This is a genomic window from Streptomyces sp. NPDC034670 (assembly GCF_055574875.1).
This window is the reverse complement of record NZ_JBVITR010000090.1, coordinates 1-13,511: the sequence shown is the minus strand read 5'-3', so window position 1 is coordinate 13,511 and position 13,511 is coordinate 1. Positions and strand designations below refer to the sequence as shown.

Annotated in this window: 9 protein-coding genes and 4 pseudogenes; 4 read left to right on the top strand and 9 right to left on the bottom strand. The window is 69.6% G+C overall.

From position 1 onward, the window contains the following. Positions 1-331: 331 nt before the first annotated feature. The 4 genes and pseudogenes from ACZ56B_RS31780 to ACZ56B_RS31765 all read right to left on the bottom strand — a co-directional run bounded on the left by ACZ56B_RS31780 (position 332) and on the right by ACZ56B_RS31765 (position 3,632). Entirely contained in the window at positions 332-1,549 is a 1,218-nt protein-coding gene (locus ACZ56B_RS31780; RefSeq protein WP_468798227.1) for a glycosyltransferase, read from the bottom strand. A gap of 247 nt (positions 1,550-1,796) precedes the next feature. After that, positions 1,797-2,615, bottom strand: a pseudogene (locus ACZ56B_RS31775) (IS5 family transposase). Positions 2,616-2,975: 360 nt separating this feature from the next. Further along, positions 2,976-3,320 carry a peptidase inhibitor family I36 protein gene (locus ACZ56B_RS31770; RefSeq protein ID WP_468798221.1) on the bottom strand — a complete coding sequence of 115 codons (345 nt, stop codon included), beginning with the start codon at positions 3,318-3,320 and terminating at the stop codon, positions 2,976-2,978. An 81-nt stretch (positions 3,321-3,401) separates the two neighbouring features. Continuing rightward, positions 3,402-3,632 carry a hypothetical protein gene (locus tag ACZ56B_RS31765; protein ID WP_468798218.1) on the bottom strand — a complete coding sequence of 77 codons (231 nt, stop codon included), beginning with the start codon at positions 3,630-3,632 and terminating at the stop codon, positions 3,402-3,404. A gap of 122 nt (positions 3,633-3,754) precedes the next feature. Between ACZ56B_RS31765 and ACZ56B_RS31760 the strand changes: the two are divergent. Together ACZ56B_RS31760 and ACZ56B_RS31755 are read left to right on the top strand one after the other, a co-directional pair. After that, positions 3,755-4,144, top strand: a pseudogene (locus ACZ56B_RS31760) (IS701 family transposase); the annotation flags it as partial. A 168-nt stretch (positions 4,145-4,312) separates the two neighbouring features. Further along, positions 4,313-4,759, top strand: a complete 447-nt coding sequence (locus tag ACZ56B_RS31755) for a VOC family protein (protein WP_468798215.1) — start codon at positions 4,313-4,315, stop codon at positions 4,757-4,759. Positions 4,760-4,928: 169 nt separating this feature from the next. On the opposite strand, the pseudogene ACZ56B_RS31750 reads toward ACZ56B_RS31755, so the two are convergent. Next, a pseudogene (locus tag ACZ56B_RS31750) lies at positions 4,929-5,707 on the bottom strand (IS5 family transposase); the annotation flags it as partial. A 249-nt stretch (positions 5,708-5,956) separates the two neighbouring features. Between ACZ56B_RS31750 and ACZ56B_RS31745 the strand changes: the two are divergent. Then, positions 5,957-6,303, top strand: a pseudogene (locus tag ACZ56B_RS31745) (hypothetical protein). A gap of 121 nt (positions 6,304-6,424) precedes the next feature. On the opposite strand, the gene ACZ56B_RS31740 reads toward ACZ56B_RS31745, so the two are convergent. The 3 genes from ACZ56B_RS31740 to ACZ56B_RS31730 all read right to left on the bottom strand — a co-directional run bounded on the left by ACZ56B_RS31740 (position 6,425) and on the right by ACZ56B_RS31730 (position 8,569). Further along, on the bottom strand, positions 6,425-6,655 hold the full coding sequence (locus ACZ56B_RS31740; protein WP_468798224.1) for a transposase family protein: 231 nt from the start codon (positions 6,653-6,655) through the stop codon (positions 6,425-6,427). A 37-nt stretch (positions 6,656-6,692) separates the two neighbouring features. Beyond that, positions 6,693-7,628: a sensor histidine kinase gene (locus ACZ56B_RS31735; protein ID WP_468798212.1), complete on the bottom strand. Its 936-nt coding sequence runs from the start codon at positions 7,626-7,628 to the stop codon at positions 6,693-6,695. 203 nt (positions 7,629-7,831) lie between these two features. Further along, positions 7,832-8,569 (bottom strand): response regulator transcription factor, encoded by a 738-nt coding sequence (locus ACZ56B_RS31730; protein WP_468798209.1) that lies wholly within the window; start codon positions 8,567-8,569, stop codon positions 7,832-7,834. 242 nt (positions 8,570-8,811) lie between these two features. Here ACZ56B_RS31730 and ACZ56B_RS31725 point away from each other — a divergent pair, with 242 nt between their 5' ends. Then, entirely contained in the window at positions 8,812-11,064 is a 2,253-nt protein-coding gene (locus ACZ56B_RS31725) for an MMPL family transporter (RefSeq protein ID WP_468798207.1), read from the top strand. Between the two features lie 346 nt (positions 11,065-11,410). Here the strand turns inward: ACZ56B_RS31725 and ACZ56B_RS31720 are convergent, their stop codons facing one another. Continuing rightward, positions 11,411-13,036, bottom strand: coding sequence for an IS1182 family transposase (locus ACZ56B_RS31720; protein ID WP_468798204.1), 1,626 nt, complete (start codon positions 13,034-13,036; stop codon positions 11,411-11,413). Positions 13,037-13,511: the final 475 nt, after the last annotated feature.

Here is a 13,511-nt window from a genome sequence, read left to right as displayed (position 1 = left end):
CGAGAGCATGGACGCCCTCTACAGCGACGACACGATCGTCCTGCCCGCCACGTCAGACGACTGATCGCCTACACCACGCCAAGGGACATGACCCGCATCCGCGCCTCGCCCAGGCTTCCCCTGGGCGAGGCGCGACCTGTTCGGCCGCCGGAACGCCTTAGAACTCCTGACCGAATGGTCTTCGGAAGCCAGTGCTGTCGCTCGCTGGTGAGTATCCGACGTTGACCAGAAAGCCGCCGAGTATGCCGGTCTCTTCGAGCATGCCGCGTCGGCGGTCTTGCCCGGCGCTGGGCACTTTCCCGGCTCAGTGATCCCGTGTGTGTGGGGGGGGTCACGCGGGCACCGACGGCCTTTCTCGGCTGACGGTGTCGAGCAGTAGTTTCGCGGCCACTGCCGCTCCGTCGGTGCGGATGCCGTCGGCCACGGCCCGTGCCCGTGCGAGGGTCTCGGGGCCGAGGGCCGTCCCGAGTGCGGCTGACAGGGACTGGGTGGTCGGAGTCGAGCCGTCGTGTGCCGCACCGATGCCCAGGGCGGCCACCCGGCCGGCCCAGTAGGGCTGGTCCGCCGCCTGGGGCACTACCACTTGCGGCGCTCCGGCCTGGGCGGCCGTCGTCGTCGTGCCCGCGCCGCCGTGGTGCACGACGGCGGCCACCCTGCCGAACAGTGCCTGCTGATTGACCTCGCCGACGACGAAGCAGTCGTCCCGGTCGTCAATCAGAGCCAGTTCGGCCCAGCCGCGGCCGACGAGTGCGCGGCGGCCGTGCGCGCGGATCGCCTCAATGGACACCCGGGCGATGTCCGCGCAGACGCCGCGCATGCTGCCGTAGCCGACGAACACCGGAGGCGTGCCCGCATCCAGGAACGCCAGCAGGTCGTCCGCCAACGGGCGTTCGTCCGGCAGGATCCACGCCCCGGTGTGCACGACGTCGAGCTCCGGGGCCTCCCGCCACGGACCCAGGACCGGGTCCGACGCCAGCCACGGTCGGTCGGTGAAGATGAAACCGTGGACGTCGTCCACCGGCGGCAGACCAACCGAGGCCCGGTGGGCGTTGAGCGCCCCGCCGTGCAGCGCGTTGAAGGTCCGCGCGTTCAGGTCCCACAGCGCCCGGTTGTCGGTCACTTCCGGCGGGAACGACTGGCCCGCCAGCAGCGCGGGGGGCGCTTGGTGCGGCGACCGCAGCAGGAACGGGCAAAAGGTCGCGTACACGTAGGGGATACCGAGTTTCTCGGCCGCCGACCGCGAGGAGAAGTGCGCGAGACCGGTCGCCAGCAGGACGTCGCATCCCTCGGCGGCTGCGGCGACCGTGCCGAACTGCGCGGCCAGCTCGGTCACACGCCGGGAGGCCGCCGATTCCGTCGACGGCGCCGTCATCGTGCCCATCGGCCTGCCGACCGCCACCAGTTCCACGCCGGCCCTGGCCAGCAGCCGGGCGAAGACCTCGTCCGGCGGCGCACAGACCCTCACCTGCGCGCCGAGTTCCCGTAACCGCACCGCCAGCGCCACCAGCGGTTCGACATCCCCGCGCGACCCATACGTCGACAACAACACACGCACCACGTGACTCCCGTTTCTGCAGGTACTGGCCTCGGTCGGCAATTCTGCGGCCTGACGGGGGCCTTGCCGCAAGCCCCCCGGTGCGCTATACGTTGAGCACGGTAAGGAGTTGGAATCCCCTTGCCCTTGGCCTTTGCCGTCCGCGGTGAACGGACGACCTCCCGATGAAGCGACGGCGTGCAGCGTAGGACGGCACGTCGGCCCAGGAGGTTCTCACCTGCGCCCCGCGCTGTCCTGAAGCTCATCGTGATGTGTGGTTCAGACGTCGCCAGCAGATCGGCGCGCATCCGGCGGTGAGGAAGGCTTCGTGGATGTCGTCGCGGATCTCCCAGCGGATGCGCAGGCGGCGGAACCAGTGCAAGTGGGCGAACGCGCGCTCCACGACCCACCGTTGGGTTCCCAGCCCGGAACCGTGCTCGGTGCCACGGCGGGCGATCAACGGCTTCACACCAAGGTCCCAGACCATGCGGCGGTATTTGTCGTGGTCGTAGCCGCGGTCAGCCAGCACCACGTCCGGGCGCTGCCGGGGGCGGCCACGCTTGCCCCGCACCGGCGGCACGGCCTGGAGCAGCGGGATCAGCTGAGTGACGTCGTTGCGGTTGCCGCCGGTCAGGGTGGCGGCGAGCGGGATGCCGGTGGCGTCGGTGATCAGGTGGTGCTTGCTGCCCGTCCTGCCCCGGTCGACGGGGCTTCGTCCGGTCCTGGACCCCCTTTTGGCGCACGGATGTGGGAGCCGTCGACGGCCGCCCGGGAGAAGTCCAGGGCGTTCGCGCTGCGGAGCCTGGCGAGGAGGACCCCATGCAGCCGGGGCCAGACTCCGGCCTCAGTCCATTCGGCCAGGCGGCGCCAGCAGGTCATGCCCGAGCCGAAGCCGAGTTCCTACGGCAGGTGTTCCCAGGCGATTCCGGTGTGCAGCACGAACAGGATGCCCTGGAACACCAGCCGGTCCGGGATGCCGCTTGCGCCCAGGGTGCCGGGCTCGGCGCTCGACCTTCGGCAGCAGCGGCTCGATCACCGCCCACAGCTCGTCGTCGACTTCCCACGGCTTCGGCCGCGCCACCCCACACCCCCGGATCGTCGGTTCCGGAGTGATCTAACCACCTCGAAGATCATTTCGTTAGGAGTTCTAAGCCGCAGCCCAAGACGACATACCCAAGCAGCCACCGGCCGTAGAACCGGACGACGCCGTGGTCGGACTGCGCAAAACACAGCAGGACCACCTGCCACAGAGCACGCTCGCCGCCTTGCGCTGGGCACGCGCCAACGACCCGGACTTCCCGGCTTCCGTCGACAAGCGCCAGGTAGCGCGAACGTTGGCGACGTGCCGACCGTGAGGCCGGCGCGCGGCTGGTGAGCCGGACACGAGAGGGTGGGTGACAGCAGAACTGCTGTCACCCACCCCTTCTCGTCGCTTGTTCGGTCAGCCGCAGTCGTCGCGGTTGATCTTCAGGGAGCGGGTCTGGTCGTTGAGGTTGTAGCCGCGCAGGTCGTGGGGGGAGCCGCCGCTGCGGGTCACGCACATGCACCGGCCGACGTGGTTGCGCTTTTCGTAGACGCGGGCGGTACGGTCGGAGTTGTTGCGGATCGAGCTGCCGCGGTCACGGATCGCGGAGGACAGGTCCTGCACGCTGCCGTCCACGGCACGCCGCACCCACGGCTGACCACCGAAGTCGGCCTCGGGGGAGATGCACACGTAGCCGGAGAGGCAGTCGATTACTACCTCCACCGCGCTGGAGCTGCTGGAAGCGGAGGCGGGAACGGTCACCGAGGGAGGGGGTCAGGGTGGCGATCGCCGCGGCACGCATCAGGTTTTTGATCATGTGGCGGCGCGCGTGCTCGCGCGAAGTCATTCCTGGTCCTGTGAGGAGGGGTAGATCCGCCACAGCTGGGAGAGGTTCGGGCCGCCCCACATGCGAGTCAGGCCCACCAGCCGGTCGTTGCCCTGGAGATGGGCGGCGATGGCCAGGGCGTAGCGCGGGTGCACGACCGAGACCATGTAGAAGTCGTTGCCACGCTCTGTGTGTGAGACCAGCCGCCAGTGCTGGTTGAGGCTGTCGGTGCGTTCTCGGAGGGTCACGATGTCGGGCGGGTTGGCCCCTGCGGTGAGGAAGCGATGGTTGGCGTAGGACTCGATGCGCACCGTGCCGTCGGCGTTCTGCCGCAGGAACCACCGGTGCGAGCTGTTGTCCTTGGCGAACGCGAAAAAACGGCTGGCAGCTGGCCGAGTGGGCCGGCCACCGCGACCCGGCGGGCCTGCAGCACCTGCTGGGCGGTGCCCGGTGGGACACCGCCGCGGTCCGGGATGACGTACGCGACTACGTCGCCGAACGGCCCGGCCCCGGCGGAGTGCTGATCATCGACGACACCGGGTTCATCAAGAAGGGCACCACCTCGGCCGGGGTCGGCCGGCAGTACACCGGCACCTCAGGAAAGATCGACAACTGCCAGATCGGGGTGTTCGCCGCCTACGCCACCAGCTCCGGCCGAGCCCTGGTGGACCGGGACCTCTACCTGCCCAAAGCCTGGACGTCCGACCGTGACCGCTGCCGGGCGGCCAAGATCCCCGACCAGCGGGCGTTTGCGACCAAGGACGCCTCCACGCCCTGAGCTGGTCCCACTGGCGCAGACGCCACCAGGCCACAGCCCGCCGCTGCCACTACCGAAGAAGAACCAGCTCAGGACACGAAACCTCACGGGAGTACTAGGGGTAGCGTTGCGCCCGGGTGGCGATCTCCTACCGGCGCATGGGGGCGATTCATGAACCAGCAGTTGAATCTGGTGACATTGGGTGTCGAGGACTTGAAGGTCAGCCGCCAGTTCTACAGCCACGGCCTGGGCTGGACACCTCTGCTCGATATGAAAGAGATCGTCTTCTACCAGATCGGCAGTGGGCTCGCCTTGGCGCTCTTCCCTCTGGCTGACCTCGGTACCGACACCGGACATCCAGCAACGGTCGGCACGCCCTTCACTCTCGCCCAGAACCTGGACTCACCTGCCGAGGTCGACAAGGCCGTGCAGCGAGCCCGTGCGGCAGGAGCGACTGTCCTCAAAGAGCCGCAACGCGCGGCGTTCGGCGGCTATCACGGCTACTTTGCCGACCCCGACGGCCACCGCTGGGAGGTCTGCCACAACCCCGGCTGGTCGGTCGCAGACGATGGCACCGTGACACTGGCAGCTGTTGACGCACCCGGCGGGGAGGATTGACGTCGCTTCGGCACCCCTGATCGTCATGCTGTGTCGGTAGCAGAACGAGTACGTGTCCGCGAGATCGATGACGACGAGGGACAGCGCCTGCTGCGGATCATCGGGCGGACCAGAGGAAGATGCCCGCGATGTGGAGCCCGGCCAGGTAGATGGTCGCGGTCTTCTCCTAGCGGGTGGCGATACCGCGCCACTGCTTCAAGCGGTTGATGCACCGCTCGACGGTGTTGCGCTGCTTGTACGCCTCCCGGTCGAAGGCCGGCGGTCTGCCACCGACCGGTCCACGCCGCATCCGGTTGGCCTGCTGGTCGGCCCGCTCCGGGATCACCGCCCGGATACCGCGTCTGCGCAGGTGGTCGCGGACCTGGCGGGAGGAGTAGGCCTTGTCGGCCAGGACCAGGTCCGGTCTGGTGCGCGGACGACCGCGCTGCCGGGGAACGCGGAGGCGAGCCACCACCTCGGTGGAGGCAGGTGCGTCGCCGGCCCGGCCGGCGCTGAGGTGGAAGACCCAGGGCCGGCACCGGCCGTCGGCGGCAAGGTGGGTCTTCGTGGCCGGTCCGCCACGGGAGCGGCCGATGGCGTGGTCGTGCGGCTCGCCGGCCGGGACCCCTTTTTGCGGGCCCCGGCCGCGTGCTGGTGAGCGCGCACGATGGTGGAGTCCACCGACACGGCCCGGCTCAGGTCCTCGTCCGCGTCGGCCTGGGCCACCAGGGCGGTGAACACCCGCTCCCAGGTGCCGTCGACGGCCCACATCCGCAGTCGGTTGCAGACGCCCCGCCAGGTGCCGTACTTCTCCGGCAGGGGCACCCACTGGGTGCCGGTCTGGAACTTGCAGGCGATCGCGTCGATCACCTCACGATGGTCCCGCCAGCGGCCACCCCGCTTCGGCGTCCGGTCCGGGAGCAACGGCTCGATCCGCACCCACTGCGCATCAGTCGACGGCACACCCAGACCGACGACCGACCGATCCCAACGAAACCGCCTGGAGCCAGAGACCGGCGTCGACGTCGACGCGGTGGAGCAGACCCGCCGGACCTTCGAAGCCGCCGCCCGGCTGGCCGCCAGGCTCCAGGACGGCAAGCGGGAGCGCGCTGTCACCCTCGGTCCCCGGCCGCAGCCCGCCCCAGCCACGGCCCCGCCGCCGCACACCCAGCAACCCGGCACCCAGCACACACCGGGCCGGACCACAGGAGGAGTCGCATGAGCACCCCGGAAGAACGACCCACCCCGAGGACGCACTCGCCCGCGTCCACGCGGCCCGCGCGAAGATGGCCGCCGCGCTCAACGAGGACCAGGAGCCCGAGCCCGATGAGTCCCTGGGGTGGCAGCCGATCTGGAAGCGCCCCCGGAAGCCGAAGTCCAGGGCCACGAAGAAGCAGGAGCTGCGCAAGCAGCGGCGGCGACTCCAGGACGCCGGGAAATGCCGCCTGGCCGCCGCGCAGTCGCGCCGGCCCCGCTCCCGGCAGAACCGGATCGGCAACGCGGCCGCGCGTCGCGACGCCCGCGCCCTGTCCCGGGTGCGGCACTTCAACGCCTGGCTGTGGTGACGATGCCGGACACCGTCTACTCGATGGACTCCACTGAGCGGACTCCACTGAGCCTCCGCCAACTTGGAGATGGAGGTCAAAGGACTGGTGTGACGGCCTTCCAGGTTGCTCACACCGGTAATCAGCGGTTGTCTGCGGAGTAGATCATCTGTCGGCGGTTGACCTCAAGGTCCGTCAGGACAAGCAGGGCGCGTAGAAGCCGGGTCGCGGGGGCGGGGTCTATGCGGAGCTTGGTGAGGGCCCGCCAGTTCTTCAGGCGGGCGAAGCCGTGCTCGACCGGTGCGCGTCCGACGGCGAGGACGCGGTTGGCGTCCTTCTGGCCGGGGGTGAGCTTGTGGGTGCGGCTGGCGATGAAGCCGGTGACGGCGGTGGTGGCCGACCGGGCGCGGTCAGGTTTCGGAGCTGTGATCGGCTTCAGGCTTGGGGAAGGCGACGCTGATGCGTGTGCCGTGGTCCAGCCGGCTGTCGAGGTCGATGTGGGCGTGGTGGTGTTCGGCGATGGCGGCGGTGATGGCCAGGCCGAGGCCGGTGCCGCCGTGAGTGCGGCTGCGGCCTTTGTCGGCTCGGTAGAAGCGGTCGAAGACATGGCTGACGGCGTGGGCGGGGATGCCGGGGCCGTTGTCCTGGACGGTGAGGATGACCTGGCTGTTGCCGGTGCGCAGTTCAATGGTGCAGGGTGCGGCGGGCGGTGTGTGCATGCGGACGTTGCTCAGGAGGTTGGCGAGCAGGCTGCGCAGTTGCGCCTCGTCGCCGAGGACGGTGACGCTGTCTTGGATGTACAGGGTGTAGGGGCGGGCGGGTTCGACGGCTGCGGCGTCGCGGGCGGAGTCGGTGACGATGCGGCTGAGGTTGACGGGCTCCAGGGGTGCTTCGCTTTCCTCGTCGAGGCGGGCGAGCATCAGCAGGGCTTCGACGAGTTTGCCCATGCGCTGCACTTCCGCGTGCATGCGGTCGATGGCGTCGTCGACGGAGGCTTTGTCGGGTAGTGCTCCGTGCTGGTAGAGCTCGGTGTAGCCGCGCAGGGACTGTAGCGGGGTGCGCAGTTCGTGGGAGGCGTCGGCGACGAAGCGGCGCATGCGTTCTTCCGATGCCTCGCGTGCGGCCATGGCGCTTTGGATCTGGTCGAGCATGGCGTTCAGCGCGTGGGCGAGGCGGCCGACCTCGGTGGTGGGGGCGGTGTCGGCCGCGGTGATCCGGCGGGTGAGATCGCCGGAGGCGATGGTGTCCGCGGTATCGGCGGCGTGCTCCAGGGGCCGCAGTGCCCGGCGGACCGCCAGGGTGCTGACCACGGCCACCATGCACAGGCCGGTCAGTTCGGTTGCCACGATCACGACCCCGTTGGCCGTAGCGAGCCAGGTCAGGGCGGTTGCGGCGAGGGCGAGTGCGCACAGGGCCGTGACGAGGGCGCCAATCCGGGTCCGCAGCGGTCGCTGTCGCAGAAGCCGCCTGCCTCGCCCCGCGGCCACAGTGGCACGCAGGCGCGCGATCAGCCTGTGAGGGGGAGTACTGGAGGGCCGGGCTGCAGGGGTCATCGGGGTTCCCGGATGCTGTAGCCCACTCCGCGCTGGGTATGGATCAGGGCGGGGCCGAGACTGTCGATCTTGCGGCGCAGGTAGCTGATGTACGTGGCGACGACGGTGTCGTCGCCGTTGAAGTCGTAGGACCACACGTGGTCGAGCATCTGGGCGCGGGGGACGACGCGCCCGCGGTGCAGCATGAGGTAGCGCAGCAGGCGGAACTCGGTCGGTGACAGGTCGATGGCGGTGCCGGCCCGGCGGACGGTGTAGGTGGCGGAGTCGAGTTCCAGGTCCGCGACGCGCAGGACCGGGTCGGTGCCGGCCCGGGGGCGGGTGCGGCGCAGCACGGCCTGGATACGGGCGGCGACCTCGTCCAGGCCGAAGGGCTTGGTGATGTAGTCGTCGCCTCCCGATGTCAGGCCGCGGACCAGGTCCTTGCGTGTGTCACGGGCAGTGAGGAAGACCACGGCCTGCGGCAGTCCGTCCTGGCGCAGACGATGCATGACCTCGAAGCCGTCTCCGTCGGGCAGCATCACGTCCAGCAGGATCAGCTCGGGAAGGAAATCCCGCGCGGCGGCGAGGGCATCGTGAGCGGTCGCGGCGGTGCGTACGTCGTAGCCGACGAAGCGCAGGAACCGGCTGAGCGTGTCGAGGATCGCCGGTTCGTCGTCGACCACGAGCAGCCGTCCCTCGACTGCCGATTCGGGGCCGGAGCCGGGGCCGGTGGGTGCTGTGGCATCGCCTGGCATGGGATTCTTCGCTTCCTGCTGCTCACTGGTGCTCTGTTCGATCGTGGCCGATCACCAGGCGGTCTTCCATGTGAGTTTCATGGGAAGACCGCCACCCGGACCCTGATCCAGCCCCGACGCCCGAACCGCCGCCCTAGCGTGGATGACGCCTCGTAGCGGGCCTGGCCCGGCCGGTTCAGGGGATGAGCCGGCCGGGCCTCCTCGTCCTCCTCCTCGTCAGCACATCATCTGGGGGCTTTTGCGTGTCCACATTGCTCTACCGGCTCGGCCGTGCGTGTTTCCGGCATCGAAAAGCCGTACTGGCGGCATGGCTCGGTGTGCTCGTCGTGGTGGCGGTGACCGCGCTGAGCGTGATGAAGCCGTTCACCTCCGCCACCACCATCCCGGGCACCGAAGCCCAGCGCGCCCTCGACGTCATGGAGGCAGAGTTCCCTGCCACCGACGAGTCGCATGTCACCGGCAAGATCGTCATACAGGCACCCGCCGGACAGAAGATCACCGCGGATGCCCCCGCGCAGGCGGTCGCCGACCTGTCCGAGAAGGCCGCCGACACGCCCGGCGTGGCCTCGGTGACCGCCCCCACCGCCCAGAGCGGCACCGTCTCGCCTGACGGCCGCACCGGCATCACCGAGATCGTCTTCGACGCCGAAAAGACCGACGGCATCCCCGGCGCGACCCTGCTCACCCTTCAGGAAGCAGCGCACCATGCCCGCAGTGCGGGACTTACCGTGGAGACGGGCGGGGACGCGTTCACGCCCCCGATCGAGGTGATGGGCCCGGGAGAGATCATCGGCGTCCTGATCGCCCTGGCCGTCCTGATCCTCGTCTTCCGGTCCCTGCGCACCGCCGTCATCCCGATCGCGACCGCGCTGGTCGGCGTGGCCATCGGTGTGCTGTCCCTCCTCGCGATGACCAGCGTGATCACCATGGACAGCACCTCCATCACCCTGTCGGTGATGCTGGGTCTGGCCGTGGGCATCGACTACGCCCTGTTCATCGTCTCCCGCCATCAGACCCAGGTCCGCGAGGGTATGGATCCGGAGGAGTCGGCCGCTCTCGCCACCGGCACCGCCGACGGCGCGGTGGTCTTCGCCGGAGCCACCGTGGTCATCGCCCTGGCCGCCCTCGCCGTGGTGAACATCCCCTTCCTCACCGTCATGGGCCTGGGCGCCGCCGCCACCGTCGTCGTGTCCGTCCTGATCGCCACCACCCTGCTGCCCGCCCTCCTGGGCTTCATGGGCCGGCGCATCACCTCCAGCCGCATTCCGGCGCTGGCCCGCTCCGCCGCACGCGCCCAGCGGCGCCAGGCCGATCCCCGACGGGTCCCCGCGGCCCGCCGCTGGGCCACCGCGACCACCCGTCGGCCCTGGCGGGTGCTGATCCTGTGCGTCCTGGGCCTGGGCATCCTCAGCGTCCCGGTCACCGACCTGCAACTCGGACTCGGCGGCGGCCCCGACCCGCACAGCTCCGCCGGACGCGCCCAGAAACTGATCGACGACAGCTTCGGCCCCGGCCACAGCGGCCCCCTGGTCGTCCTGGCCCAGGGACCCGACAAGACCACCACGACCACCGCCGCACAGCAGGCAGCCGACCGGATCAAAACACTTCCCGGCGTCGTCTCCGTCTCCCCGCCCATCGCATCCGACTCGGGCAACGCCGTCCTGCTCCAGGTCACCCCCTCCTCCGGCCCCGACACACAGGCCACCGCCACCGTCCTGTCCGAGATCCGCAGCGCACGCGACAGCATCGAGCAGCAAACAGGCACCCAGCTGAATGTCACCGGAAACACCGCAGTCAACATCGACGTCGCCGACAAGCTCTCCGCCGCCCTGCCCGTCTACTGCCTGCTGGTGATGGGCCTGGCCCTGCTGCTGCTCACCGTCGTCTTCCGGGCCATCGCCGTACCCCTGAAGGCCGCACTCGGCTTCCTGCTCTCCCTCGGGGCCTCCCTGGGCGTCCTCGTGGCGGTCTTCCAGTGGGGCTGGCTGGCCGGCCCCCTCGGCATCGCGGACACCGGGCCCGTCCTGAGCTTCCTGCCCATGCTGCTCGTGGGCATCCTGTTCGGCCTCGCCATGGATTACGAGGTCTTCCTCGTCTCCCGCATGCGCGAGGAGTACACCCACGGCAAGCCCCCCACCGAAGCGGTCATCCGCGGCTTCGGCCACAGCTCCACGGTCGTCACCGCCGCAGCACTCATCATGATCGCCGTCTTCGGCGGCTTCATCCTTGCCGAAATGCAGGTCATCAAGGGCATGGGCCTGGCTCTGGCCGTCGGCGTCCTCGTGGACGCCTTCATCGTCCGCATGACCCTCGTACCGGCCGTGATGGCCCTGCTCGGCCACAAAGCATGGTGGCTCCCGCGCTTCCTCCAGCGCACCCTGCCCAACGTCGACGTAGAAGGCGAACAGCTCACGCGCCACGCCACCACCCCGCAGACCCTGCCCCACCACACCCCGCAGACCATCCCCGCCCTGCCCGACAGGTACAACCAGTGAGGTAGTCCTCGAGACCCCGAGCACCGTGCCGCGCTGACGTCGCATCTACACCCGAGCCACGTCAGCGCGGCCAGGTCCCCAAGCGAGCTGTCCCAGCGGGAGAGGAGTCAGGGCGTGCACGGTGTCGGCGCGTACGCATCGCCCCCGCTCACGCGACCCGTCTCCTGCACACCCTGTTCGTTCTGATGACCCCGAAGTCAGCCACTGACAGATGATCTACTCCGCAGGCAACCGCTGACTACCAGCGTGAGCACCCTGGAGGCCCGCCACACCAACCCTTTGACTTGCATCTTCAAGTTGGCGGAGGCTCACCGAGCGACTCTGTCGGGGATCTTGAGGCTCGGGTTCATTTCCCTTGCCGCCACCAGCATTCCCAGGTCAGACCTCGTGAGTCGAGGTAGTGCTGGAACGCTGTGTGGTCTCTGGGGCGGTGAGGGTGCCGGGGTCTGCGTGAGGCGAGGCGTTCGATGTTGATGGCGATGCCGGTCAGGACGTGCTGGACATGGGTTTTGCGGTGGCCGTGGTAGCGGCTGCGGCGGGCCCGGTGGGCATTGGCGAGTTCGCAGATGGTGCCCTCGACGCCGGACCGGGTGGCATAGAGCCGTTTCCAGTGGAGATCTTGCTGGTCGGTGCGGTTGTGGACCTGGAGTTCGTGCAGGTGGCGGGGGAGGAAGTTCACGCTGCGGGCGGACTTTCCCCGTGTGCAAGCAGGCCGGTCCGCACACGGATCGCACTGATGGGAGGCGAAACGGACGACTGTGTAGGGGGCCATGGCGGGGGCTTCGACCCAGGTTTTGCTGGTGTGGCCGTTCGGACAGGTGACCTGGCACCGGTCGAAGTCGATGGTGAAGTCGTCCCGGGTGAAGCCGGTCCGTTCCTTCTTCTGCCATGCCCCACTTGCTTTGACCGGTCCGACGAGCTGGATCTGATGATCGCGTGCGGAGTCGTTCAGCAGAGCGGCGGAAATGTAGCCGCCGTCAACCAGGTGCTGCGCGGGCAGCAGTTGGCGGTCGCGGAGCCGGGTGTGGATGCCGGGCAGGGCCTGGGTGTCCCGGATGGGGCCGGTGGTGGCGATGTCCGTGATCAGGTTGACCCGGTCGTCGGTGTCGCAGGTCTCGGTGACGTGGAGCAGGTAGCCGTTCCAGCGGGTGTTGCCCCGGATGGCCCGGCGGGCGTCCGGGTCGTAGGGCGAGACGATCCGGACGGCTCCTTTGGGCCGACCGTCCTTCTCGGTGCGGGGACGCAGGACGCCGCGGGCGTCGACGAGGAAGTTCTGCACCATGATCTGTCGCAGCGCTTCCGCGCGAGGGCCACGGCGGCGGGGCGGCAGGTTCTGGAGGAGTTGGCGGGCGTCCGCTCCGGCCTGCTTGAGGCGGGTGACGGGGTGGCTGGGCTGGCTGGGCAGGCGGACCGGCCGGCCGTATCGGGTGGCCCAGCCGGCGTCCACCAGGTCGTCGAGGACGTCGGGGGTGTTCCGGGAGGCTTCCTCCAGCGCGGCGCGGACTGCTTCAAGGACCAGTTCCAGGCGGGTGAGTTCCCGGGCGGCGGCCAGGACCTGGGTGGAATCGGTCCGCTGCCTCCCACGTTCCTTGATCATCCCCGTGTCACGTATCCGGTCCAGAGCCAGGGACAGAAGCTGGTCGGCGCGGTCGTCCTCGCCCAGGCGGTCACGGAAGTCCGTGAGCACGCTGTGGTGGAAACCGGGGTCGTCCAGGTCCATGGCCAGGGCGTACTTGAAGTCGATCCGGCACCGCACCGCCTCGGCTGCCTGCCGATCGGAGAGATTGAGCAGGAACTGCAGCACACAGACCGTGGCCAGTTGGGCCGGTGAGAGCCCGGGGCGGCCGTCCCGGGGATACCAGGACACGAAGTCCTCATCGCTCCACAGTCCGTCGAGGTGATCACGAACCCACATGGCCGTGGTCCCATGAGGATTACTCGCCCGAGCCGTCCGAGCAGTGAGTTCTGGCACGACCGCACCGGAGCGAGGGCAAACGGACACTGATCACCTCGGGGGGACAGGATTGCACCGAACCTTCCGAAGCATCCCGAACCATCGGCGCCTCTGTCCGTAGAACCTCAAGATCCCCGACAGAGTCGCTCACTATCGGGTGACGGCCCGGTGCGGGCCGGGGTGGCGTGCCGTGGCGCCGCCGGACCCGAGCCGGGGTCCGCACGGGTTCCCGGTCCCGACAGGCCGTTACTCCTGGGGCTGCAACCGCGGCAACCGTCGCTGACACCCACCCGGCAAGGGGATGCCGGTCGCCAGGAACCCGGCCGCTGGCGCCACCCTCTGAGATCGCACCACGGCGGGGGGGGGGGGGTGTGGGGGGGGGGGGGGGGGGGGGGTGGGGGGGGGAGGGGGGGGGGGGGGGGGGGGGGGGGGGGGTTTGGGGGGGGGGGGGGGGGGGGGGGGGGGGGGGGGGGGAGGGGGGGGGGGGGGGGGG

Excerpts from the sequence above, each read along its gene's own strand:
- ACZ56B_RS31755 (WP_468798215.1), top strand. The coding sequence starts at position 4,313 with ATGAACCAGCAGTTGAATCTGGTGACATTGGGTGTCGAGGACTTGAAG.
- ACZ56B_RS31730 (WP_468798209.1), bottom strand. The coding sequence starts at position 8,569 with ATGCCAGGCGATGCCACAGCACCCACCGGCCCCGGCTCCGGCCCCGAA.